Raw genomic sequence first — 26,981 nt, forward strand, 5'->3', positions numbered from 1 at the left:
TCACGCTTAAAAGTATTACGTTTATGGCTGTGTTGCCTAAAAATGATTACTGTTAAGTGTATATTTCTCTTTTTAATCAATATTGAAAGGTTTTGAGATGAAATCTAACGGGCAAAGGCTTATCGGATTCAATTTTAGCCTATATTAGATTCGAATATAAAATGATATTAAAAAAACATGTCCAAAAAAGAAATGCAAAAAAGATTTAAACTAGGTTCTATATATGATTATTTTAAATAATTTCAACATGGAACAATCGTATGCTATCGGAATTGATGTGGGTGGATCTTCACTCAAATGTGGAGTAGTAAACCAAAAAGGCAAAATTTTATATTCCATTATTGTATCGCTAAAGAATGCAAAAACTCAGGGTGCAATTATTGCAGTTATTGTGGAAGCGATCAATACCTGTGCTAAAAAATTTAAAAACCCTATTCTGGGGGTAGGTATAGGTTTTCCGGGGACTATTTATAACAACAAGATTATTGCCGGTGCCGACAATTTACCCGGGTTTAAGCAATTGGCTTTAGGCGAAATTCTGCAAGAAGTAACACGTTATAATATTGTAATGGATAATGATGCCAATTTAATGGGGTTAGGAGAGATGACTTACGGGGCGGCCAAAGATTGTAGCGATGTGGTTTTTCTTACCGTTGGCACGGGAGTTGGAGGCGCCGTGATGATTGATAACAAGCTTTATGGAGGATTTAGAAATAGAGGTACAGAGTTAGGGCATATTGTTGTACAACACCGTGGGGTTGCATGTGCCTGCGGGGGTCGCGGTTGTTTAGAAGCTTATGCGTCGGTATCTGCCCTGCTTAACCATTATCAGTCTATCAACCCTAATTCACCAGAAGAGATTGATGGTAAATATATGGTAGAAAAATACCTGGCTAGAGAAGAATACGCCGTTGAAGCTATGGAATCGCATTTCGATTACCTGGCTACGGGCATTATTAGTTTTATAAATGTGTTTAGTCCGCAAAAAATTGTAATTGGTGGCGGCATAAGCGAATCAGGTGCCTTCTATGTCCGGGAGATAGAAAGAAGAATAAAAACATTAGCGGTCCCTATTACACCTGGTAATGAATTGGTTGTTGCGGCCAAGCTGGGCAACAAGGCTGGTTTGTTAGGCTGTGCAGCAAATGTTTTCCAAAAGTTTAAGGCATTTGATTATGCAACGGAATAATTTTTCAGAAAAAATAGCACTAGTTCGAATGCTTTTCAGCGGATCAACAGGAAACGAAAAATATTGAATTTAAATAGAAAGGATATTCTGTTTTTTAGAATATCCTTTTTTCTTCAACATGTATTATGGGTCTATAAAAAAAGAAGGCGAAAAGCTACCCTTAATACCATAAGTTTATGTTTTTAACAGTTTATATCGCCTGTACCTTTAAAACCACGCTGGTTCTGTAAGCATTGGCTTCTGGATTAAAACCTACCTTCATTAAAAAGTCGCCAGAGTAAACTTTAGTGCTGTCAATTGGCGATTTAGCACCAGGGTACAGATTAATTTCTTCTATTTTATACTTTTTGGTGGGATCCAATCCTTTTAGTTTAATAGGTAATATTACACCATTGGTGAAAAGGGTGGCCACATAATAATTAAAAACGATAGCCTGGTCTTTTGCTTCGTTTACGTAGGCAATTGAAGCTATTTTATTTTCATAAGGATCCTGCAAACGGTACTGCTGGCCATGCCAGATAATATCTTTAAAGTTATTATAGGTTTTAACGGCATTCTGACTAAAAAGTAAATCATTTTTACTGAGCTCATTTACACGTACATCATAACCGAGTTTTCCCATCATGGCCACATCTGTTTTAAATTTAATAGGCTGTTTACCCATGTCGGTAATGTGGTTATCTACAGCAATAGAAGGGAAATAATACGAATATTCCCACTGAATAAAGATGCGGTCGTAGGGATTGGTATTATCGCTAGGCCAAAATTCGGTGAAATGTTGTAGTGCAGCATAATCTACTCTCGAACCACCTCCGGCACACAGCATCATTGGTGTTTTAGGGTATTTTTTTCTAATCCGCTCCAATACGCTATTTAATCCCCTGATATATTCAAGATAAAAATGATCCTGATTTTTTAAAGTAGGAGAGTTGGCGTTGTATATTAAGGAGTTACAATCCCATTTAATGAAAGCAACTTCTGGCACTTCCTTAAAAATATCGTCAACGGTTTTGTAAATAAAATCCTGAACCTTGCGGTTGGTTAAATCCAACACCAACTGGTTGCGCATGTAATATTCTTTTCTTTCAGGCTGTCTGATAATCCAATCGGGATGGTTTTCGTATAACTCACTTTTAGGATTCACCATTTCGGGCTCGATCCAGATACCAAATTTTACACCGCTTGCTGTGGCTTCTTTACCTAATGAACTGATTCCATTTTTTAGCTTTTGCTTGTTATACTGCCAATCTCCCAGGCCAGAAGTAGAACCGTTACGTGGGTATTTGTTGCCGAACCAACCATCGTCCAATAAAAAAACATCAACCCCTAGCTTTTTGGTATCTTTTGTTAATTCGTTTAATTTTTCATCATTAAAATCGAAATAAGTAGTCTCCCAGTTGTTTAAGATGGTAGATCTTTCGCCTTTTCCATCTAATATTTGATAGTTTCTGGCCCAATCATGTAAATTTCTGCTGGCTAAACCTTTTCCTGCCGATGAATAGGTATAAATAAAGCGGGGAGTAATGAAGTTTTCGCCAGCCTTTAAAGTATAGTTCGAAGAAAAATTATTAATCCCGGCCGTTATCCTGAGGTAATACTCATCAAAAGTTTCAAAATCTAACTTAAAGTTCCCTGTCCATGCTAACGATCCGGCAATTACTTCGCCCGTATCCTCAGTTGCAGGCTGATCTATCGAAACCATAAACGAAGAAGAATGAAGCAGGTTTGTTCTGGTTCCTAGTTTAGAATCGATGGTTTTTATGCCATGCAGCAATTGCTGTTCTTCCGATCGCATTTCGCGTGTAGCACCACTATATTGGTTTTTAAGGAAGAATTTTTTTCCACTCAGGGTAAGATTTGCCGAAGCATATTTGTTTAATACTATTGTGCCTTTTTCTTTATGTTCAATTTCGGCCCATTGCTCAATTACATTTTCATTAAAATAGGCCAGGTATTTTAAAGTAACCTGAAAGTTGTATTTTAAGTCTTTAAGAATAATACTGGTTAATTTTCTGTTCTGATCCAGCTGTTCAGTTTTTACATCCGAAAATGTTAATACAGTAGATTTGTTTCCATCAGCATGGGTTACGGTTAATGCCGGTTCTAATAAATTAAGCGAGCCGGAAGCAATGTAAGCTTCACGTTTATTTAAAAGGTCATCAGAGCCGGGTTTGTATTTATCTAATGCTTGTATACTTGGGTATTCGCTTGCATTATCTAATTTTTTGCCCAGGTATGTCGATAATAAAGTGTTATCACGATCTGTTTCTAAAATCAGTACATTGTTTTTTGTAGCAATTTCTATCGTTTTTTGCGCTAAGCTGTTTAAGCCGATTGTCATTGAGAGTAAAAAAAAAGTAGTTTTTCTTTTCATTATTTATTCAGGAAATTTTGAGTAGTATATGGTGTTTGTATCTTTTATATTTGGTTTTGTAAAATCGAGGCTAGTTTTTAGAATAAGCAAATCAACTTTTAAGCGCTAAGATGTATTAACAATTATAAATACCATAATTGCTATCATTCAGGCTATTAGTGCCAACTCAAAATACTATTGCTTATCAACTACAAGCTAATAAGCGCAAATTAGAATTTTCCGGAGTTAATAAATGTGCTGTTTATATCAGATTATAATCTTTTTTTAACAAGAAATAACCTGGTCGCGGGAGATTATAGTGCTAAATTTAATCATTTCTAAATCTAATTGTAAAATAAACAAGGCATTATTATTGTTAAGGGGAGATCAGCGTTGTTTTTAAAAAATTAGCGTAATTTTATAATCATAAAAAAAATAGTACAATTTTCAGCTTTAAACATTTTCAAGAAATGCATTTCCATCGTCATAATAAATTACCGCAACCCCGAATACACTCATGAACTATAAAAAATTGCAGGAAGATGTAGAAAAGCACGTTGGCGATTACTTCCATACCCATAACGATCCACGCTTGGTTTATCATAACCTGGAACATACACAAGAAGTGGTAAATGCTGCACAGCAAATTGCCAATCATTATCAGCTTAATGAACAGGATTTTTTCTCTGTAACTGTTGCGGCCTATTTTCACGATACGGGATATTTTGAAGATGCACTAAACCACGAAGCAAAAGGAGCAGAACTGGCTGATAATTTTTTAGCGAAACATCAGGTCAGTCAAGAAATCCGTGACCATGTTAAAAGTGCAATATTGGCCACTAAAATTCCTCAGAACCCTAAAAATGAAATTGATAAAATCATTTGCGATGCAGATCTGTTCCATTTAGGTTTGCCCGATTTCCGCGCAAAGGGGAAATTGATGCACAAGGAAAATGAACTGATTTATAAAAAAGATATCAGTAAGCTTGATTGGCGTAAAAAAGATATCCAGTTTATGGAATCGCATCACTACCATACCGATTATGCCAACCTGTTGCTGAGCGATCAGAAACAGAAGAATATCAACAAACTGAAAAGTAAATTAACACCGCAGGAAGAAATTAGCACCGAATTGGCAGAACCCGTAAACTTTGCCCCTGTCATCGAGAAAGAGAAAGAGAAAGATAAAAAGAAAAAGGATAAAGACGATCGGCCGGATAAAGGGATCGAAACGATGTTTAGGATTACCTCAGCCAATAACCAACGCCTGAGTGACATGGCCGATAACAAGGCTCATATCCTGATCACCGTAAATTCGATCATGCTTTCCCTGATCGTGAGTTTATTGTTAAGGCGATTGGAAGACCATGGCAACCTGATTATTCCCACATTTATTTTGTTAATAGTGAGTTTAACCTGTGTGGTGGTTTCCATTTTATCAACCCGTCCGGCTATCCCTAAGGGAGAATTCACTCAGGAAGATATGGATAATAAAAAGGTAAACTTATTGTTTTTTGGTAACTTTTATAAAATGAGCCTACCCAGTTATACCGATGGTATGATTAAGGTGATGAACGATAAAGACTTTTTATATGGTACCTTGATCACCGATGTATACTCACAAGGTGTAGTTTTGGGCAGAAAGTATAAACTGATCCGCCTGGCTTACAATATTTTCATGTTTGGTTTAATTGCAGCAGTATTTGCATTTGTAATTGCTTACGCAGCTTACGGTAAACTTTAATGGAACAGATAGTTGAAACCTCTTTTTTTAATAGAGATTTAAGCTGGTTAAAGTTTAACGAGCGTATTTTAATGGAAGCCGAGCGAAGTACTGTTCCACTTTTAGAACGCATTAAGTTTTTGTCGATATTCTCTTCCAACCTTGATGAGTTTTATCGTGTAAGAATGCCCGTGTTACTCGCTTTAGAGAAATTGAGCAATAAGGAAGATAATGATATCCAGATTGACGATAATTTGCTCAATACGGCCAATTTGCTTATTTCAGAACAGCAGCAGCGTTACGGTAAGGTACTTAAATCAGACCTTATTCCCTTGCTTAAAGAGAATAAGATAAACTTAATTTATGGACAACCATTCCCTGCAGAAATTCAGAAAAATATAACCCGATATTTTTTGAGTCAGGTAATGGCCTTTTTGCAGCCTGTTTACATTAATGCTGATACCAACTTCTTTCCCTCAAATAATGAACTGTACTTTCTGATTACGCTAAAAAAGAAAGAAGATGCTGAAGTTGTTATTTTAAATATTCCTTCCAACCAGTTACCCCGTTTTTATAAGGTAGAATCAGGTGATGAAACCTTTATTGTTTTTCTGGATGATATCGTGCGTTTTCATTTAGACCGTATTTTTCCGGAAGCTGAAGTTACAGGATGTTATAGCTTCAAAATTACCAGAGATGCCGAAATTGATTTGAAAGATGAATATTCGGGCAGTTTATCCGAACAATTGGAGAAGCAGTTGCTCAAACGCGATTCGGGCTTGGCTACACGTTTTCTTCACCAGCCAGGCATACCGGCCAACGTTTTCGAATTGCTCAAAAAGCTTTTCAATTTAAAAAAAGCCAATAGGATGGAAGGCGGACAATACCATAACCTGAAAGATTTTATGGGTTTTCCAATTAATTCGCCAAAATTATCCAACCAAAACTGGCCAAAAATCTGCAATACCGACCTCATAGATGGATCTTTAACCGAGGCCATTTATAAAAACGATATTATAGTGCATACACCTTACCAGAGTTACGATAGTGTATTGCGTTTTTTTAACGAAGCGGCTATTGATGCTGAGGTTCGGGAAATCTATGTTACGCTTTATCGTGTAGCCAGCGATTCGAAAATTGTTAACGCTTTAATCAGCGCTGCAAAAAACGGTAAAAAAGTAACTGTTTTGGTAGAGCTTAAAGCCCGTTTTGATGAGGCCAACAACATCAAATGGGCCAAGAAAATGAAGGAGGTTGGCGTTGATATTATTTACAGTGTAACCGCTTTAAAAGTTCATGCCAAAGTAGCTTTGGTAAAACGCCAGACAGGTGACCGCATGCGTTATTCTGGTTTGTTTTCTACCGGAAACTTTAATGAAAGCACAGCAGCTTTTTATACCGATCATATTTTAATGACGGCCAATAAAGAAATGCTGCGCGAGGTAGAACTGCTTTTTATCTTTCTGGCAAAAAGGGTTAAACCTACTTCTGCGGACCTGATTAAATTTAATCATTTATTGGTAGCACAGTTTAATTTACAGCAAGTTTTTCTTGACTTGATAGATCGCGAAATTGAACATGCCAAACAAGGCAAACCATCGGGTATTACCATTAAAATGAATAATCTCGAAGAAAAAGTATTGATCAACAAACTTTACGAGGCTTCGCAGGCAGGGGTAAAGATCGAACTGATTGTCCGGAGTATTTGTCGCTTAATTCCAGGCGTAACAGGAATGAGCGAAAATATTAAGGTTACCCGTATTGTAGATCGTTATTTAGAGCACGGACGTGTTTTTATTTTTCATAATCTAGGCAAAAACGATGTATACCTAGGCTCTGCCGATTGGATGAACCGTAATATCTATCGAAGAATTGAAGTTTGCTTTCCGATTCATAACGAGCAGATTAAGCAAGAAATGATAGATATTATCGAAATCCAAAAACAAGATAACGTACAGGCGGTTTGTATAGATGAAAACATGAACAATATTCCTGTTAAAGGTAGTGGGGCTCTTGTCGAGTCTCAATACGATATTTATCAATTATTAAAAAATAAATAGTGCCGTGGTCTGTGTCCTCACCGTACGATCGTTATTTCGACTGGAGTGCAACGGAATGGAGAAATCTATAGAAAATGATCTTTGATAGATCTCTCCTCCAAATGAGTTCCTTTGTAACGCTACGGTCGAGATGACGGCTATGCTGTTGAGATAACGATTAATAAATAAACAAGCATTAAATTTTACCCTTATGAAATACAATAAAACTTTCCTCGCCTCTAGCTTGCTAATTTCAGTTGCCTTTTTGGGCATTTCGTGCGTAAATGGTAATCGCGATGATAAAAAAGGTGATTCTACGGAAACCGTTTTTAATGGTGGAGCAGAAAAATCAAACCTTCCTTACGATTTAGCCAATCCTGTAAAATATAAGATGCCGCAAAATTTATTCGAAATTTCCGGAATTGTATTTCATAATGGTGATCCTAAAGAAGTATTTGCAATTCAGGATGAAGATGGAGATTTGTTTCATCTGGGTTTAACCGATAAAGAATCGAAATTTACCAAATTTGGTGGCAAAGGCGATTATGAAGATCTGGCTATCTTAAATAACACTGTAATTGTGTTAAAAAGTAATGGCGAACTGCATAGCTTTCCCATTAGCGAGATCAATAAACCTGAAGTTGCAGATGTGGTTAAAACCAAAGACCTGGTTCCCAAAGCCGAATATGAAGGACTAGCTGCTGATGAAAAAACAGGCCAGATGTATGTATTAACTAAAGAAATTAAGAAAAATAAAAGCGATCAGACGGATATTTATGCCTTTAAATATGCTGATGGTAAATTTACCGAAAGTGGAACTTTTGCCTTGTCTTATAAAGAAATAGCTGACCTATCAGGCGAAGCCAAAATTAAGTTCCGTCCTTCTGCTTTGGCTAAAAACCCATCAACTAACGAGTGGTATGTGCTTTCATCAATGAATAAACTATTGGTTGTTACTGATGCAAACTTTAAAATTAAAGCAACATATCCGCTAAAAGGAGATTTTTTTAATCAACCAGAAGGTATTGCATTTGATCGCGATCAGAACCTTTACATCTCTAACGAAGGTGGTACATTATCGGCAGGAAACATTTTAATGTTTAAATTGAAAAAGTAAATCCTGTTTTCATTTGGCGACCGTCATCCTGAACTTGTTTCAGGATCTTTCCTGCTATATAGATGCTGAAATAAATTCAGCATGACGGTGCAATGGGAAAAATCCTCAAGAAATAAAATAAATTTTAAAATACCTATCTTTATACAAACGCTGAGTCTATGATTAAAAGATTTACCCTTTTTACCATCTTATTTTTAATCAACTTCATTGCCCTTGCGCAGGATGATGTGAAATATCGTGTAATTCTTTTTGGCGATGCCGGCGAAATGAACCCTGCGCAGATGCAGGATTTAAAAAATGCTGCCAAACAAATACTTCCCAAAAAAACAACCGTTATATATTTGGGTGATAATATTTATCCAACAGGGATGGGCCTGCCAGGTAGCGTTGAAGAGGAAGAAACCAAGAAAATCCTCCGTTCCCAATTCGAGCCTATGCGTAAAATGGGTGCTGCGGTTTATTTTGTACCCGGCAACCACGATTGGGATAAATCTGGCCCCAAAGGTTTAGCCAAAATCAAAGCGCAGGATGATTTCCTTAAAGCACAGAACGATCCATTACTGAGGCTAATACCAGAAAACGGATGCCCTGATCCTGTGGCCATTAAATTAACTGATAAATTAACCATCATTGCTTACGATAGTGAATGGTGGGTTTTTCCATACAATAAATCAAACCCTAACGGCGAATGCGAATGCCGTACCAAAGATGAGGTTTTAGTGAAAATGGAACAGTTACTCGAAGAGAACAAAGACAAGGTTATTCTTTTAGCCTCACATCATCCATTTCAGAGTTACGGCCCACATGGCGGTTATTTCAATTTGAGGAACCACATTTTTCCGCTCACCTCGCTGGATAAAAATCTATATATCCCATTGCCTGTTTTGGGCTCTATTTACCCGATGTTGCGTTCCACTTTATTAAGTCCTGAAGATTTAAATCACCCTGCTTATAAGGATATGATTAAATCAGTAACAGGTGTATTTGGCGATTATCCAAATGTAACCTATGTAGCGGGGCATGAGCATGGTTTACAGTTGATTAAAGGCAAACAATTGCAGGTTATAAGCGGTTCGGGTTCAAAGGTGTCGCCAAATAAAGAGGGTAAAACTTCTTTGTTTCACGAAATGCAGCAGGGCTACGTGGTTGCCGATCAGTTGAAAAACAATGATATGCGCTACGAATATTACATTTATTCGGATACGAGCGTTAAAAGAGTTTACAGTTACATTAAAAAGTTCGAAACCATCCCTAAAATAATAAGGAATAGAGATAAACCGATTACCGCTGATAGTATTTTTGTACGTATTAAGCCCGAATATGATAGCGTTGGGCGTTTTCATCGTACTATTTTTGGCGAAAATTACCGTAAAGAATATGCTGCAAAAACAAAGGTTCCTGTGTTACGGGTTTCTCAAATGATGGGTGGTTTAAAAGCGACTCAGCGCGGTGGAGGCAATCAATCGCGTTCTCTACGATTAGAAGATAAAAACGGTAAAGAATATGTATTGCGTAGTGTGGAGAAATACCCTGAAGTACTTTTGCCTGCCGCACTGCGCGAAACTTTTGCTAAAGATGTTATAAAGGATAACATGTCGGCGCAGCATCCCTTTTCGGCACTGGTAGTTCCCGAACTTGCTAAGGCTGGCGGTATTGCGCATAGCAACCCGATTATTGGCTGGGTTTCTCCTGATGATAATCTTGGAGAGTTTGAATCTGCATTTGCCAATACTTTGTGTTTGTTCGAAGAAAGAGAACCCACAGGAGAATCAGACAGTTCTCCGAAAATGGATAAAAAACTAACCGAAGATAACGACAATAGATTAGACGGGCCTGCCTGGGTAAAAGCCAGGGCGTTTGATGTGTTATTGGGCGATTGGGACAGACATGAAGACCAATGGCGCTGGAAAGAAACCAAAACTAAAGATGGTTCGCTTTATTCGCCGGTACCAAGAGATCGCGATCAGGTATTTTTCAGATCTGACGGCCTTTTACAGCGATACACACAATCTTCGTCATTATTACCCATGATGCAGGGTTATGAACGTGGTATAAAAAATATCAATTGGTTTTTATGGGAAGGAAGAGAAATCAGCAGCCGCTGGACCGCTAATATTGATGAAGAAGAGTTTGATAAAATTGTGAAAGATTTCTGCGCAAACTATAACGATGCCGTTTTCGAAAAAGCACTAAAAAAACTCCCTGAACCAAGTTATTCATTACATCACGATGCCTTTTTAGCACAGATGCGTAACCGGATAGCCACTTTGCCAAAGTTAATGAACCAATATTATCATTTCTTTAACCGCATTGTAGATATCGAAGTAAGCAATAAAAATGAACTGATTCAGATTACCGATGCTGAAAACGATGGGTTACGCGTTAAAATCAATAAAATTTCTAAAGAAGGTAATATCAAAGATGAACTCTTCGATCGGAAATTCGATCCCAAAGTAACCAAAGAAATCAGGGTGTACATGCACAATGGTAATGACAGCTTGATTCTAAACAATAAAAATTCAAATATTAAATTGCGGATTATCGGGGGCAAGGGCGCTAAAGTTTACAATTTTGCAAACAGCAACGGATCTGTAAAGTTATACGGTAGAACCGATAAAGCAACTTACAATGGAGAGGATGCCAATAAAATAAGGAAAATTATTTCTAATGATACCTCGAACTTCAGTTATATACCAAAAGATATGTACCGCCGGAGTTCGTGGTTGTTAAATGCAGGTTACAATCAAGATGATGGCCTTTTATTGGGTTTGATCTACAAACAAACTAATCCTGGTTTCAGAAAACAGCCTTATGGCAATTCGCAGACTATTTCTTTTTTACATTCATTCTCTACAAAAGCTTTTAGGTTTAACTATAAAGGCGAATGGCTAAAAGCTTTAGGTAAGGGCGATTTTGTTTTAAAAGCCGATGCTTTTGCACCAAATAACACACAAAATTTCTTTGGCTTGGGCAACGAAACACCTTTCAATGATGGAGACAACATTAGGTACTACCGCGCACGTTTCAACCTTTATCAGGTTGATGCTTCAATCAGGTGGCGCCGCCCGAAATCTACCTTTAGCGTTGGCCCGTCATATCAATATTATAAATATAATCAGGAAGATAACGATGGCCGTTTTATCGAAAATCCATCACGCTTACATTCATCTGATTCAATAACGGTACGAAACGAAAAGATGTTTGCAGGTGCATTTGTAAATTTCACCAACAATACCCGCGATAATGATTTGTTACCAACCTTGGGCAGTTATGTTGATTTTAAAATTTTGGGTTATAAAGGCGTTAACAGATATTCAAATTCTTACGGACAGTTTACGGCCAGTATAGCCTTGTACAAAAACCTTGATGGCAGGAAAAACTTCATTCTGGCAGATCGTTTTGGCGGAGGGGTAACCATTGGTAAACCAGCTTTTTATCAGGCTTTATATCTGGGCGGGCAAGGTAATCTCTTAGGTTACCGCCAGTTTAGGTTTGCCGGCGAACATACTTTTTATAACAACTTGGAGCTTAGGGCCAAACTTGGCGACCTGGTTAGTTATGTTTTACCCGGACAAGTTGGCCTGCTGGGTTTTTATGATGTAGGGCGGGTTTGGAAACGTGACGAAACTTCTACATTATGGCACCACGGTGTAGGAGGGGGCGTTTACTTCGCTCCGGCATCACTTACAGTTGTGCGTTTTGTGATGGGACACTCGTCTGATGGCTGGTATCCATACGTATCGCTTAATTTTAGGTACTAAATTTGTGTAACATATTAATAGATGTAATATCCAAGTATTACGTTCAGCAGACGAACATTGCTTTAACGAGTATGTATCTTTGCAATGAATTAATAATTAAATAGATAACTATAAAATTTACACTATAGCAAAACTTATACAATGAATACCAATGTAATACAACTACATAAAAACGAATGTATACATTGCCAGGTAGAATCATCTCTGTCTTTCCGCCCACTTGTGGAATATTTAAAAGGCAGATTGAAAACAGAAAAATCGGTAAAATCTGAATTTTACAGGTTTTTACTTCAAAAAATTGAAAAAGACGATGTGCTGCTTGGCAACATCAGTGCAGAAGATTTATCCCAATATAAAGATACCTTAGAATTAATTTTTACAATCCTAACCCCTTTAATGGATAATGAAGATGATTTGTTTTGGGCTTTAAGTACGCCAATTCCAGATCAGATTTTCTTTAGCACCAATGCATTCTATAAATTTTTTAAGGATCATGATCCTAAAAATAAGGTAACGAAAGACAACGAGCCTATTGAGAAAAAACAACTAAAGTTTATCTACAATGTTATTTTAGGCCGTTTTTATAACTTTACTTCAGTGCTGAAAAATGAGATCATTTATGCTCATATTAATCAGGAAACAAAACTGACACAATACTACAATATCCAAACCGATACGAAGTTTGTAGATATTATGCATAAGGGCGATTTACCTGAACTTAATTTTGAAGAACTGGGCAAGCATTTTCAAGACGAAACCGAACTGGAATACCTGGTAAAGCACCTGCCTTTACAAGATTTTCACTTTGAAGGATTCAGCATCATCTCAATAACAGATGTGACCTTGCAACATGCTATAGATGGTATCCGCGATGCGCTTGTTAATCACAATTATCAAACCGAAGCCTATACACATGTAATCCATGCCTTAAAAACCCTTAGTGGAAACGGAAAACTCGAATTTGGTTTAATGCCTTTTTTAACCGTTAACAATAAGTTGGTTTTCGATAACCAGGAGTTTTCACAAAGTATGCTGATTAATTCGGCAAAATCATCCAATCTGGAAGAAGAAGTTTTCTATTCGTTGGTTGATAAGTATAAAGAAAACCCAAGGGCCATTTTTGTAAGCTCAATTAACGACGATCAGATCGATAAAGATCCTTTTTTGAGGGTTTTAAAAGCTGCCGGTGTTTGTTCTTACTCCGTACTGCCTGTTTACTACAATACGCAGTTGGCTGGTGTTTTAGAAGTTTATTCTAGCGAGGAAGTATTGGTTGATGATAAACTTTTATCGAGGTTACGTCCGGCGATGCCTTTAATCGGTCAGCTTTTCCAATACAGTATTGAAGAATTTGATGCTAAAATGGACGAAGTGTTGATGGATAAGTTTACCGCCTTGCAACCATCGGTACAATGGAAGTTTAACGAAGCTGTTTGGCATTTTCTTCAGCAGAATAACAGTTACCATAAATTAAAGGAAATCGAAACGATCACCTTTAAACATATGTATCCGCTGTTTGGTGCAATTGATATCCGTAATTCTACCATAGAGCGGAATAAAGCTTTAAAAGATGATATGGAAGTACAGTTAAACAGTTTAATTGATACTTTAAAGGCTATCCGTAAGCATGTTTCTCTAGAACTTACCGATAAACTATTGTTCAATTGTAAAGATTGGATTAAACGCATCGGCGATTTTGCTTCATCAAACGAAGAAAATAAACTGAACGAGTTTTTAGAAATCGAAGTTTACCCTTTCTTATCAATTATAAAAGGAAACTACCCGATAACAGCTGAGTTTGTAGATCGTTATTTCGAAGTTATTGTTCCGGAAACCGGTGCTGCATTTGCAAATCGCAGGCAGTTGGAAATTTCGATGCAGCTGATCAATACCGAAGTGAGTCAGTACCTGGAGAAATCGCAGGCTAATTTACAGGCTTCGTACCCTTGTTATTTTGCCAAATTCAGGACTGATGGCGTGGAGTACGATATTTACATCGGACAGGAAATTGCACCAGATCGCCCATTTGATTTGTTGTATCTCAAAAATATTCGTTTATGGCAGTTAACTTCAATGGTCGATATCGCGCGTTTATCGAAAGGATTAATTGGTGAAATGCCCCGTGCATTAGAAACCACACAGCTGATCTTTATCCACTCTAATGCAATTGATATTAGCTTTAGGAACGATGAACGCCGTTTTGATGTAGAAGGTGCTTACAACATCCGTTACGAAGTAGTTAAAAAACGTATCGATAAAGTATTGGTTAAAGGTACAACCGAACGTTTAACACAGCCCCATAAAATCGCAATGGTTTATTTCAATCCTGAAGAAGCCAAAGAATATATGGAGTACATTAAATATATGCAGGTTCAAGGCTATTTAAACGACGATTTAGAGCAGCTTGAACTAGATGAACTTCAAGGTGTTTCTGGGTTAAAAGCTTTAAGGGTAGGCGTAAAATATCTGGAAAGTAAAGTAGCAGGTAAAACAGATGCTGCTAAAAAACTTAAACCTAAAGAGATCAAATCCATCGAGAAGGAAATTGCGAAAGTGTTACAGCACTAAAACTACAGGTCAGCGACGCTACAAGTTAAAGGCAGTATCATATTGATTCCATTCGAACTTGTCACGTTGAGCTTTCGAAACGCCTTGCGGAGCATTTAAACAGGTCCTTCGACAGGTTCTCCGTAGGAGTCCTTTGGACAGGATGGCAACCTATATTTATGATAAAGCCTCCTTAGAAGTTTGTACTATATTATGTTTAATAACAAAAGGCTTTCTGATCAGATCAGAAAGCCTTATTTCATTTGTGTGTTTTATATTATTTGATTGCAGCAATTTCTTTTTCAATTGCAAAAGTTTCTACAGAGCTGATGTTCGTTTTTAAAGCAGCAAATCTATCGATGGTTAATTTTTGTGATTTACCCATAACCAAAGTATGTTGATCAGTTGAACCACTTAATTTTAAATCTGCATTATCGGCAATTACAGTGTACAAACCCTCTGAGCTGGTATTGATTTCGGCATGTGCATTTCCTTTTAAAAAGATCTGAAGATATTTAGTTTTTAGTTTTCCTTCAGTTTTAACAATTGCATTTTCTGATGCTTCTATTCTGTAAAAATCGTTTACATAAACAGTTAGTTTTGCTTTTTCAGTACTGGTTGAAGTGATTTTTAAATTATCACCATCCTGCATCACTTTTGCTGTTCCTGTATTATCATCAGTATAAGAAATGCCTGGGTTACTCCGCTGGATAATGGTTACTTCTACATTTCCTTTTACAGAAATTCTTTTAAAAGCTGATATTTTTAAAATTGCATCCGGCTCTTTTTCTGTTGCAGAAACGCTTGTAGTAAACAGAGCTGATGATAGAACGATTGCGGTTAATGAAGTGGCGATTAGGGTTTTGATTGAGGTTTTCATAATATTTTCATTTAATAATTAAATGTTAATTAATTGTTATTTAAATGTTTAAGTCTTTTTTGTTATAGTTTTGATGATAAGACGCAGTGAAATGAAAAACGTTGCAGGCAATGTTGCGTTTTTATACAATCGATAGTTAATACTCGACGAACAGGCATTAATTCAAGACGAAAACTTGAAACTTTTACCAAGCATTTGTAAAATATTTTAAGATCTTTTATTGATCTAGTCTTTTTCTTTATATTTAATGAGAATTTTAGTCTGTTTATTTATGAAGAAAAAGGTTGTGCTTGTTCAGGATAATAAAGATATCCTTGATATAATGGACCATGTATTGGAAGAGGAGGGATTTGATGTTACGGCATCATTGACAACCGAGCCTATAGATAAAATAGATGAAATTGAACCTGATGTAGTGATTGTAGATGATCACATTAAGGGAAAAAAGAGAGGATCACAGGTGATTAAAGAACTTAAATCTGACCCTGAAACAGAAGATGTATCGGCTGTGTTAACTTCTACATCAAATAATTTACCTCAGCAGGCAGAAGAATGCAAAGCCGATGACTATATCGAAAAACCGTTTGATCTCGATCATATGGTTGAAGTAGTGAAGAAAAACAGCTAGATTTTCTTATACAATCGAACAGTCGTCATTTCGACTGGAGTGCAACGGAATGGAGAAATCATTAAAATTATTTTATAACAACTATCAGATTTCTCGGCTACGCTCGAAATGACGGATTTTTCTTGAGGGATCACTTCCTCTACAGCATCATAGATAAAATCTTAATGTTCTTAATTTCTTAATGGTCAGTATTGATCACGCAATGAGGAACCAATATTCAAATAACTTATAGATTATTCCTCTGCGCTGTAGAAATGATGTGTTTACACATTGATATTAGGCTTAAATGTATCTGTTTTAACCGTTGCTTTTAATTCATGTAATATCGTATACAGCCCAAAATTAGTCCGGTTAACATAAATAAAATGTTTTACGCCGCGGGCCTGTTTAAATTCTGGCATTTTAGAAATTTTTTCGCCATAGACATACAGTTGCTCAAAAAAATCAGGTTTACTAAAATCGAAAAATTTACTGGTATAGGGTTTGGCAAACAGACTGATCATCTCCCTATACGATTTATGGTAAAACTCAATCTGCTCAGGAGAATCGTCGGCATGGATCATATCCAGTTTTCTAAATGCATCTATCGTTTTATTTTTATCATTAATTACATCAGTAGAAATTAAGGCGAAAAACGGGTAATAGAAATCATCAGGCATTTCTTTAATACAGCCAAAATCTATTACGCCAAGGTTTTCATCAGGCGTAATCATAAAATTTCCAGGATGTGGATCTGCATGCACAGCCCTTAGCTCATGCTGTTGGAAATTATAGAAATCCCACAGCGCCTGTCCGATTTTATTACGTAATTCCTGAGAAGGATTCGTTTGTAAAAATTCTTTTAAATGCAAACCATCAATCCAGTCCATGGTAATGATCCGCTTTCCTGATAATTCTGGATAGTACTTTGGAAATACAACATGATCGAGGTTTTTACAGGCTTCTGAAAATTCGATAGAACGTTTAACTTCCAGTTCGTAATCTGTTTCTTCGAGCAAACGTTCTTCAACTTCTTTAATATAGATATTCAATTCTCTTTCCGACATGCCCAATAAACGGAAAGCGAAAGGTTTTACCAGTTTCAGATCAGAAGAAATACTGTCTCCAACACCAGGGTATTGAATTTTAATGGCGAGTTTTTTACCATTAAGCATCGCTTGATGCACCTGTCCAATAGAAGCTGCATTGCTGGAGCTTAAGTTAAAACTATCGAAAATATTTTCAGGTGTTTTACCGAAATTTTTGGTGAAAGTTCTAACAATTAACGGACCTGAAAGGGGTGGAGCATTGTATTGAGATTGGGTAAATTTATCAACGTAAGATTTAGGCAGGATATTCTTATCCATACTTAACATCTGTGCGATTTTTAAGGCACTGCCCTTTAATTCGCTCAGCGATTTATAGATGTCGGTTGCATTGTCCTCGTTAAGCTGTTCTCGGTCCATTTCAGGGTTAAACAGTTTTTTCGAATAATGTTTAATGTAATTGCCCCCGATCTGAATACCTGTTTTAACAAATTTTGCCGAACGTTCTACCTTTGTTGTTGGAATACTTTTTTGTGTCTTCATCTGGTATTTAAAACCTCATCTTTTCTGCAAACTTCCCATTCCTGGTTAAAAACTTCCCGTATTCCAATAAATTATCAATTGGCGAATGCTGAAAAAGATCGAAAGTTACATTAATGCCTTTTTCGATGGCCTCATCGCTTTTTTCGAAACCTTCACTATCATCGTTGATCCAAAAATTAACAATAAATGCAAACTGGATCCATAAGGCATCTTTGTATCTTTTACTTAGAAAGCGGCGCTCGGCAAGCTCCCCGCTATCTAAACCTTCTTCAATAATTTCTTGTGCAAAGTTTTCGAAAATAGGTTTTACGCCAGCAAGTACATCAGGAGTGGAAAATTTACCACGGTGATTCTTTAAGCTGTAAATTACAAAACTGCGTTCGTTCTTCAGGTTTTCGAGGTAACTGTAAAAGAAAGAAAGCATTTTTTCCCTAGCTGTGTACTGGGGCCAAACTTCCTGCTCTTTAATTTTGTTAATGGTTTCGAAAGTAAGTTCGAACCAGATTGTTTTTTCAATGCTTTCAAAAGAAGAGAAAAACTGATAAAAATCGGCTTCCGCAATTTTAAGCTTTTTCACAAAAACATAAACCGATTTTGGTTTTTCATTGTTTGTTAAAACATAATCTAAATATGCTTTTCTAATTTGCTGAGCAGTTGCCATATACCTGTTTTTTACAAGTATAACGTTTAATTTATTGGCTTGTTTTTATAGTTGGTTTTTTGTTGATCATGAAATTGTAATAATAGCTTTCAAAATATTTGAAAGTTGGTTTTTGACTAATTATTTTAGTTTTTTCCAAATTATATTGTTGATATTTTTTTATTAAAAAACTAAAATAATTAGTATTTTTGTTTTTAATTATTCCTTATAACTAAATAAAGCAAGATGATCCAGGTAAACGATTTTTTATATGGCAAAATGGAACTGCCAATGGTATTTTCTGATCTGTTAAATACCGATGCTTTAAAAAGGTTAGGCGGAATTCATCAAAGCGGTGCTATATTTTTGGTCAATCCAGATATCTGCCATTCGCGGTTGGAGCATGCCATAGGAGTTACCATGTTGATCAGGATGCTTGGTGGTTCGGAACTGGAACAAATTGCGGGGTTGCTACACGATATTTCGCATACCGCTTTTTCTCATGTGGGCGATTATGTTTTCGACAATACAGATGAAGACTATCATGAAAAGGTTTTCGCTGAAGTTTTATGCAGATCGGAAGTGCCTGATGTGCTGTTGAATTATGGATACAATGTTAACCAGATTCTGTATGGTACGTTTGATATTTTAGAACAGCCACTGCCAGGGCTCTGTGCCGATCGTTTGGACTACACTTTGCGTGACGGTATTCATGGTGGGGTAATTTCCCGTCAGCGTGCCCGCGAGTTTTTGACTTCCATTGTGTTGAAGGATGGGAAAATAGCGGTGAATGCAGAAACTGAGGTGGCTTGGATTAATGAAGCTTTTGAAAAACTGAATAATGACGTGTTTAAACTACCGCTTCACCTTTACGCCAACGGCAAAATGGCCGAATTAATTAAGAAATTTCTGAATAAAGGGGTGTTGGTTGAAAGTGATATGTTTAAAACAGATACCATGTTGCTAAACAAAATCAGAACTTCTTATGAAGGATATGAAGCCATTAAATCAATCAAACAGTTAAAAGGTTTCGCCGAATTTATGCGTCATGGAGCGGTGCCAAAGATAAAAACAAGAACTTTGAATGCTTTGTTGGTGTAACAGTAGGCAGTTGATGTTAAGGGGATGGCGGCAAGCATTAGTATCTTTAGTTCCGTCTTCCTGTCCCGAATATTTGGGGTCAGAATCTTCTTGCGCACATAAAGAACTAATGAACAATGAACAAATTAACCGATAAAACTATTCGTATATTGTGAAAAATATAAAGATATGTCTGCAATAGAAATTATTTTAATAGGAGTGGTTATTCTGCTTATTTTTGGTGGCAAAAAATTACCTGAATTGATGAGGGGAATAGGGAGAAGTGTGAAAGAATTTAAAGATGCCAAAGACGAACCTCCGGTTAAATAATTGCAACAAACAAAACTTTCTGTTAGTGGCGCTGTTTTAACTAAAATAAACGCCAACATGGAAAATCAAAAACAAGATCTGGCTAAATCAAAATCCGATTTTACAGCAGAAAATGCAAAACATCCGGTTAAAGGAATAAATGATTGGAATGACCGATTAGATGAAAACCTGGAGCCTGAAGAGCATAACGATAATGCTGCAGACGAAAAAGCCAAAGATTTCTCCGCAAAATACGGTAGCGGTGATCAGTCAGATCAGGGTAGTAACTGAATTTTTATCATTTAGCCACTTTTAATAGTGGCTTTTTGGTTTTATCTTATTAATTCTTCTCATAAGAATTATACATTTATGTAAAACTTTTTTACACCACTGCCGTGGTTTATTACACGAAAGGTGATTTTTTCCGCTTAAATTGTTAAAATTCTACCAATTGTTTTTTCTTGTGATTTGATTAATAGTATATTGCATATCTAATCAAACAAACATGTATAACGTTTTCAAATTAAACTGATAGGTAATGAGCAGGCATTGGTTATTGGTTTTGCTTATCTTGCTTTTTGCAACATCTTTATCTTTTGCTCAAAACACATCAAATAAGGGAAAAGATTTTTATGTTCCTTATGCCGGCCATATCGATGGGGATAGGTCAAGGTTAACCTTATTTTTATCTGCAGATCAGGCTACTGAATATAAAGTTTATGTCGGTAATACTTTAATTTCTCCGGCAGGCGCTACAGTACCTGCCAATACCTGTTTACCATTTGTGATCAATCCAAATGATTATGCAGTATTAATGAGTAGCTCCAATTTAATAGAATCCAATAAAGCCATTCACGTGGTTACCACTAAAGCAATATCATTGTATAGCATTATTTCTAATAATGCCCGTACGGGAGGTACTTTAGTATTGCCTACCAATACTTTAGGACAAGAATATTATGCTTTTAGCTATGAAAACCATGGAAATCAACAAGGCTTTTCACAATTTACAATTGTGGCGACGGTTGATAATACAGATGTCGAAATTACCCCTAAACAAAACGAGAGATATGGGGGAAGGGCGGCAAATACGACATTTACCATTAAGTTGGATAGTGGGGATGTTTATCAATATCAATCAGTTGGTGATTTAACAGGAAGCCACATTAAAGCCTTAAACTGTAATCCTGTAGCCGTATTTACAGGTAATACCTGGGCAGCATTTTGCAATGAAGGTAATAGCCGCAATCCGGGTGGTGGCGATAACCTGTATCAGCAGGTTTTTCCAGTTTCTGCATGGGGAAAAAATTTTGTAACTGCACCTTTTTATAATACACTTCATGGTAATACCGATATTGTGAGGATAATTGTAGCTGACGATAATACTATATTAACCGTTAATGGGAGTACTACTAGCGCCAATGGAACCCCGCTTTCTAATCCATATAATAAGGGAGTGGTAGTTACCTTTTTCTCTACTTCAGCAAATGTAATTTCTGGTTCTAAACCAATTGCTGTGGCACAATACCAGACTTCTCAAACTTGTAATCTAAACAATGGCAGCAATACCAACCAATATCAATTTCCGGGTGACCCTGAAATAACGGTGCTTAATCCTGTAGAGCAGACACTAAATAATATTACGGTTTTCTCGGATTTGGGATCAGTAGGAGTGCCTACCCAGATCTTGAAATACTACCTGAATGTAATTATTAAAACAGCAGATATAGCTTCGTTCAGACTGGATGGGAATCCGGTGAATAATTTTATAGCTATTGATAACACTTTTAGTTATGCTGTAATTGATGTAACCAATACGCAGCCCCAGCACAGATTATCTGCAGCAGGTGGTTTTTCGGCGATTTCATACGGTTATGGGCCGGTAGAATCTTATGCGTACTTAGCTGGTGCAAATATTCAGAACTTTACTTTTCAGCCTACCAGTATGGTTACGGGACAACCCATTAGCAGCGGTTGTTTAGGGGAGCCCATCAGTTTAACTATAAACTTGCCCTATCAGGCCATTAAAATAGATTGGGTGATTGAGGGAGCGGCAAACTTTACGGATGATAATCCGGTGGCAATAAAGACCTTTACGAGGCCAAATGATAATAATACGTATTACACTTATAAGTATCCTAACGACCTGAATTATCCCAATCCTGGCGATTATCAGTTTAAAGTAATTGCCACTAAGCCCAACGCAGATAATTGTGGTAATACAGAAGAATTGATCATTGATTTTTCAGTTGATAATCAACCTACAGCGGCATTCGAATTACCAGCCACTGGTTGCCAATCCAATGGTGTTCAATTTACCGACACAAGTGCATCCAATTCAAATTCGAGGAGCATTACACAATGGTTATGGGATTTTGGTGACGAAAAAACATCTACTGAACAGAACCCTATTCATGTTTACGATCGCCCAGGTGCTTATAATGTAGTTTTAACCGCTACAACAGATTCGAAATGTTCAGGAACATCTTCCGCATTTCCAATCGTGATTAATCCTCAGCCTGTATCCGATTTTGATGTGAAAGGTTTATGTGTAGGCAGACCGATAATTTTAACCGAAAAATCAACGATTGAAAGCCCCGGAACTATTGTGAAGTGGACCTGGGATTTTGGGGATGGAAGTACGCCTTCTACTGAACAGCACCCCATCCATCAATACGGTGCTATTGGTTCTTATACCATTACACTAACGACAGAAAGTGATAACGGATGTGTAAGTTTAGTGAAAAGTAAAATTGTAACCGTAATTGATCCACAATCTGCTGATTTCGAACTTCCTGATTTTTGTTTAGCCGATGGCGTGGCCAGATTTAAAAATACCTCCAAGAATGCAGACGGAAGTACAACCGGTTTAACTTTTGTATGGCAATACATGGATAATAACAATAATGTAATAGCCACTACAACGGGTGTCGATGGTGCTTTTACGCCGACAGCCACAGGAAATTATAATGTAACGCTGATTGTGAAGAACCCGGATGGTTGCGAAAGCTTTAGGCCAAAACAGTTTACCGTTAACGGTGATGTTAAAACAGCAGATTTTGAAATTATTAACGACCATAGCTGTGTGAGCGAGGATATCATGATCAAAAATATGTCTACTGTATTTACAGGCAACATTACAAAAATCGAGATTTACAGAGATTTTGGTAGGGAAACTTCCATTTATAAAACAATCCCTTATCCGGATAATAACGAAGTTTTTGTTCTTAAGTACGACAGTTTTGGTGGCACCGCAGATCGTACATTCAACATCAGGCTTGTGGCTTATTCAGGAGAAAATTGTTCTAAATTTTCGGATAAAACACTTATCTTAAAACCAGTACCACAATTGGTGTTTGATGATATGGCTCCGGTTTGCGAGGCCGATGGCACCGTTTTAATTACACAGGCAAAACAGAAAGCTGAAGAAGAGGTGACCGGAGGTGATGGCAAATATTCTGGAGATGGCATAAAGGAAGATGGTACTTTTAATCCGAAAATTGCAGGGCTTGGGCCGCATACCATCACTTATACATTTACGGGGAGTAATGGTTGTCCTAGTTCCATTGCCAATACAATTGAGGTATATAAATCTCCTGTGGCCAATGCAGGTACATTAATTTATATCCTGGCAGGCGGACAGATCGAGATCCCCGCCACTGCAGAAGGTACTAATTTGAAATATAATTGGTCGCCTGCAACAGGTTTGAATAAAACGGATGTATTAAATCCAATTGCATCACCAGATAACGATACTGAGTATACGCTTACAGCAACCACACAGCCTGACGGATGCGCCACAACATCGACGGTATTGGTAAAAGTTTTGCAAGTATTAAATCCACCTAATACCTTTACGCCAAATGGCGATAATGTAAACGATACCTGGATCATTAAATATTTAGACTCTTATCCAAATGCTACCGTCGAAATTTTTAACAGAAATGGAAACAGGGTGTTTTTTAGCACTGGATATAAAATTCCTTTTGATGGGAATTACCGAAATGAACCGCTTCCGGTAGGTGTTTATTATTATATTATCAACCCGCGTAACGGACGAAAAACAATAACTGGCCCGCTCACTATAATCAGATAAATTGAAGAAGCTCATCATCATATTTGCACTTTTTGCAACATTTAAGGGGTTTGCACAACAAAAGCCACAGTATACCCAATACATTTTTAATCAGTATCTGCTAAATCCGGCGCTCTCAGGAATTGAAAATTACGTTGATTTTAAAGCCGGTTACCGTAAACAATGGTCAGGTATTACCGATGCGCCTCAAACTTCATTTGTATCGGCACATTGGGCATTGGGCGATAATCAATTGTGGAGTAATGCGCTAACTTCTTTCCCCGAGCAAACAGGTAATCCGATGGACCGTAATTATATGCAAAACTACATGTCGTCGCCATCGCATCATGGAATGGGGGTAACGGCCGTGTTGGATAAAACTGGCCCAATAAAAAGACTGGACGCAAACGTTACTTACGCTTACCATCTTCAATTGAGTAATAATTTTAATCTTTCGGCAGGTGTTGCTGCGGGCATTTCGAGTATTTCGTTAGATGTAAATGCACTTACTTTCGACACACCAATAGATCCGATTATGAACAGGGCGCTGATTAACCAGGTGAAACCCGATTTGAGTATTGGTTTATGGTTATATGGCGCAAGGTTGTTTGCCGGTTTATCGGTACAGCAGATTTTACCACAAAAATTAAGCTTCACCGGCGATAATAGTTATAATTTAGGCAAAGAGGCACCACATTATTTTGCTACGGCAGGATATAAGTTTTTCTTTGATGATGAAATTGCTGCAATACCATCGGTGATGGTAAAATACGTATCACCTGCACCGGTTTCTGTTGATTTAAACCTTAAACTGGCTTTTAAAGACAAAATATGGTTAGGAGGGAGTTATCGTAAAGATGATTCGTTTGCAGCAATGGCAGGTTTCAATGTTGGGAAAATGGTTAATTTAACTTATTCGTACGATTTTACCACTTCACAATTAAATCAGGTGAGTAACGGCAGCCATGAAATTGTATTGGGCCTATTGTTGAATAATATCTATAAGGTGCCATCGTATATTAAAATGTGGTAACATGCTGGTGTTTAGGCTTCTGCAAAATATTCAGCTTGTAAATCGGAGCGCAAAACCTGTATAGAACAGGAAGTTTCCTCCCGTCTTTCGCTTTTACGCTTCGCTTCGTCGTACCTCCTCGCTGCAGGGTAGCGCTGCAACCGGGGCTAAATGGCTAGGGCAGTTTTTCATTTTTGAGGTTGCAGGGTGCACCAACTTTGTGTTTAAACCTGACAGCAGCGGCAGCTCCCGATTTAAGCACTATTTTTCGCTTTTTATGGTGTGCTTGCTTGTTTCACAGGTTTCATCGGGACTATAGCGAATGGCAGGACTGCAGACGGCCAAGCACACAGAACTGTTCATTTCCCAGTCACAATAAATACACTAGTTATATTTGGCTCGCAACGCTTTCTTTGGCAATTTACAATTCAATAATTTAAATAAGTAACTGTAAACTTGAATTGTAAACAGATAACTGCCAACTGGCTAAAGTTCTTTTCTTAGCCTTGCTACCGGAATATTCATTTGTTCACGATATTTTGCAACGGTTCTTCGGGCAATGTTATAACCTCTATCTTTTAAAATTTCGGTTAATTTTTCATCAGCCAAAGGTTTGCGTTTATCTTCGTTCCCAATACAGTCTTCCAATATTTTTTTAACCTCTTTATTCGAAACTTCTTCACCATTTTCGGTTTGTATTGCTTCTGAGAAGAATGATTTTAATAAGAAAGTACCAAATTCAGTCTGCACGTATTTAGAATTTGCCACCCTTGATACGGTTGAAATATCCATATCAATTTTATCGGCAATATCTTTTAAGATCATTGGGCGCATTTTACGCTCATCGGCTGTTAAAAAATATTCATATTGGTAGTGCATAATGGCATTCATGGTTTTTAACAAAGTTTGTTGTCTTTGTTTAATCGCATCGATAAACCATCGGGCGGAGTCTAATTTTTGCTTTACAAACTGCACGGCCTCTTTCAGCTTTTTATCTTTTGATGAAGCTTTGTCGTAATGCTCAAACATCTCCTGGTAAGATCTGCTTACCTTTAGTTCTGGTGCATTTTTCGAATTTAGCGTCAAAATCAATACGCCATCATTATTACTGATATGGAAATCAGGAATAATCTGCATTTGTTTGGTGGTAACCTGATTGGCATCACCTGGTTTTGGGTTTAAACGCAAAATTTCGTTTACAACCTCTTTAAGTTCTTCACTATCTAAACCTAAGCTTTTTTCTAATTTATCGTAATGTTTACGCGTAAACTCATCCAGATAGTTTTCTACAACATTCATTGCTTTTACTATAATCGGATTGTTCGGGTCTTTCCTTTTTAACTGGATCAACAAACATTCTTTCAGGTCTCTTGCACCAATGCCTGGAGGGTCGAAACTTTGAATCAGTTTTAACATTTCCAGTACATCCTCTTCCTCAACCATAACATTCTGAGAAAAGGCAAGGTCATCAATCATGGAGCCCAGCGGACGGCGTAAATAACCATCATCATCTAAACTCCCGATAATCTGTTTACCAATAATGAAATCCTGATCGGATAATGGAATAAGGTCTAATTGCTCCTGTAAACTTTCAAAAAAAGTACTTTCAATGGCAATTGGAGTTTCTTTTTTCTCTTCATCGTCATCGCCATTATTATAGTTGGTGCTATAATCGTTGGTAGAATCGTCCTGTAAATAATCATCTACATTAAATTCATCCATGCTGGTATCTTCTGATGATTGTTCGTAATCTTCGGGCCCGTCATTCAGATCATCATATTCACTCTTTGGCTCATCCTGAGTCATTAAGCTTGGGTCTTCAAGCGCTGGGTTTTCTTCAAGTTCTTCTTTTACACGGGTATCTAAAGCAACGGTTGGCACCTGCAACAGTTTAATAAACTGTATTTGTTGCGGTGATAACTTTTGTAATAATTTTTGTTGTAAGTGTTGCTTAAGCATAGTAAATATAAAAGGATGGGGCAAAAATAAACAATAGATTTCAGATATTCTGCTGAATTGACTTAAATGCTATCGATATGTTTGGTTTTAAAATTATTTGC

17 protein-coding genes are annotated in these 26,981 nt (G+C 37.1%); 12 read left to right on the forward strand and 5 right to left on the reverse strand.

Going from position 1 to position 26,981, the window contains the following annotated elements; all coding sequences use genetic code 11:
- Nucleotides 1-247: 247 nt before the first annotated feature.
- The gene (locus tag LQ227_RS21325) at nt 248-1,189 is read left to right on the forward strand and encodes an ROK family protein (RefSeq protein WP_230146075.1); all 942 of its coding nucleotides are present in this window, start codon (nt 248-250) and stop codon (nt 1,187-1,189) included.
- 190 nt (nt 1,190-1,379) lie between these two features.
- Here LQ227_RS21325 and LQ227_RS21330 read toward each other — a convergent pair whose 3' ends face one another.
- Nucleotides 1,380-3,563 carry an alpha-galactosidase gene (locus tag LQ227_RS21330; RefSeq protein WP_230146074.1) on the reverse strand — a complete coding sequence of 728 codons (2,184 nt, stop codon included), beginning with the start codon at nt 3,561-3,563 and terminating at the stop codon, nt 1,380-1,382.
- 496 nt (nt 3,564-4,059) lie between these two features.
- Between LQ227_RS21330 and LQ227_RS21335 the strand changes: the two genes are divergently transcribed.
- The 5 genes from LQ227_RS21335 to LQ227_RS21355 all read left to right on the forward strand — a co-directional run bounded on the left by LQ227_RS21335 (nt 4,060) and on the right by LQ227_RS21355 (nt 14,750).
- Nucleotides 4,060-5,286 (forward strand): Pycsar system effector family protein, encoded by a 1,227-nt coding sequence (locus tag LQ227_RS21335; RefSeq protein ID WP_230146073.1) that lies wholly within the window; start codon nt 4,060-4,062, stop codon nt 5,284-5,286.
- The gene (gene ppk1 / locus LQ227_RS21340) at nt 5,286-7,325 is read left to right on the forward strand and encodes a polyphosphate kinase 1 (RefSeq protein WP_230146072.1); all 2,040 of its coding nucleotides are present in this window, start codon (nt 5,286-5,288) and stop codon (nt 7,323-7,325) included. Before LQ227_RS21335 ends, ppk1 begins: the two co-directional genes overlap by 1 nt.
- A 190-nt stretch (nt 7,326-7,515) precedes the next feature.
- A complete protein-coding gene (locus LQ227_RS21345) occupies nt 7,516-8,421 on the forward strand; it encodes an SdiA-regulated domain-containing protein (RefSeq protein ID WP_230151004.1) in 906 nt (301 codons plus the stop codon).
- A 158-nt stretch (nt 8,422-8,579) separates the two neighbouring features.
- A complete protein-coding gene (locus tag LQ227_RS21350; protein ID WP_230151006.1) occupies nt 8,580-12,182 on the forward strand; it encodes a BamA/TamA family outer membrane protein in 3,603 nt (1,200 codons plus the stop codon).
- A gap of 141 nt (nt 12,183-12,323) precedes the next feature.
- Nucleotides 12,324-14,750, forward strand: coding sequence for a GAF domain-containing protein (locus LQ227_RS21355; RefSeq protein WP_215128405.1), 2,427 nt, complete (start codon nt 12,324-12,326; stop codon nt 14,748-14,750).
- Between the two features lie 256 nt (nt 14,751-15,006).
- Here the strand turns inward: LQ227_RS21355 and LQ227_RS21360 are convergent, their stop codons facing one another.
- Nucleotides 15,007-15,609 carry a GIN domain-containing protein gene (locus LQ227_RS21360; protein WP_230151009.1) on the reverse strand — a complete coding sequence of 201 codons (603 nt, stop codon included), beginning with the start codon at nt 15,607-15,609 and terminating at the stop codon, nt 15,007-15,009.
- A gap of 271 nt (nt 15,610-15,880) precedes the next feature.
- Between LQ227_RS21360 and LQ227_RS21365 the strand changes: the two genes are divergently transcribed.
- Nucleotides 15,881-16,237, forward strand: coding sequence for a two-component system response regulator (locus LQ227_RS21365; RefSeq protein WP_230146068.1), 357 nt, complete (start codon nt 15,881-15,883; stop codon nt 16,235-16,237).
- 263 nt (nt 16,238-16,500) lie between these two features.
- Here the strand turns inward: LQ227_RS21365 and LQ227_RS21370 are convergent, their stop codons facing one another.
- Both LQ227_RS21370 and LQ227_RS21375 read right to left on the reverse strand, forming a co-directional pair.
- Complete coding sequence (locus LQ227_RS21370; protein ID WP_230146067.1) at nt 16,501-17,805, reverse strand: AarF/ABC1/UbiB kinase family protein; 1,305 nt, start codon at nt 17,803-17,805, stop codon at nt 16,501-16,503.
- A 7-nt stretch (nt 17,806-17,812) separates the two neighbouring features.
- Nucleotides 17,813-18,466 carry a TetR family transcriptional regulator C-terminal domain-containing protein gene (locus tag LQ227_RS21375; protein ID WP_230146066.1) on the reverse strand — a complete coding sequence of 218 codons (654 nt, stop codon included), beginning with the start codon at nt 18,464-18,466 and terminating at the stop codon, nt 17,813-17,815.
- A 225-nt stretch (nt 18,467-18,691) separates the two neighbouring features.
- Here LQ227_RS21375 and LQ227_RS21380 point away from each other — a divergent pair, with 225 nt between their 5' ends.
- The 5 genes from LQ227_RS21380 (at nt 18,692) to LQ227_RS21400 (ending at nt 24,942) form a co-directional block, all read left to right on the forward strand.
- A complete protein-coding gene (locus LQ227_RS21380) occupies nt 18,692-19,546 on the forward strand; it encodes an HD domain-containing protein (protein ID WP_230146065.1) in 855 nt (284 codons plus the stop codon).
- Nucleotides 19,547-19,714: 168 nt separating this feature from the next.
- Complete coding sequence (locus LQ227_RS21385) at nt 19,715-19,855, forward strand: twin-arginine translocase TatA/TatE family subunit (RefSeq protein WP_083505447.1); 141 nt, start codon at nt 19,715-19,717, stop codon at nt 19,853-19,855.
- A 57-nt stretch (nt 19,856-19,912) separates the two neighbouring features.
- Nucleotides 19,913-20,125 (forward strand): hypothetical protein, encoded by a 213-nt coding sequence (locus tag LQ227_RS21390; protein ID WP_230151011.1) that lies wholly within the window; start codon nt 19,913-19,915, stop codon nt 20,123-20,125.
- A 247-nt stretch (nt 20,126-20,372) separates the two neighbouring features.
- A complete protein-coding gene (locus LQ227_RS21395) occupies nt 20,373-23,930 on the forward strand; it encodes a PKD domain-containing protein (protein WP_230151014.1) in 3,558 nt (1,185 codons plus the stop codon).
- Between the two features lies 1 nt (nt 23,931).
- The gene (locus tag LQ227_RS21400) at nt 23,932-24,942 is read left to right on the forward strand and encodes a type IX secretion system membrane protein PorP/SprF (RefSeq protein WP_230146062.1); all 1,011 of its coding nucleotides are present in this window, start codon (nt 23,932-23,934) and stop codon (nt 24,940-24,942) included.
- A 465-nt stretch (nt 24,943-25,407) separates the two neighbouring features.
- Here the strand turns inward: LQ227_RS21400 and rpoN are convergent, their stop codons facing one another.
- Nucleotides 25,408-26,880: an RNA polymerase factor sigma-54 gene (gene rpoN, locus LQ227_RS21405; protein ID WP_230146061.1), complete on the reverse strand. Its 1,473-nt coding sequence runs from the start codon at nt 26,878-26,880 to the stop codon at nt 25,408-25,410.
- Nucleotides 26,881-26,981 lie beyond the last annotated feature (101 nt).

The organism is Pedobacter sp. Bi27 (assembly GCF_918698255.1).
Taxonomy (GTDB): Bacteria; Bacteroidota; Bacteroidia; order Sphingobacteriales; family Sphingobacteriaceae; genus Pedobacter.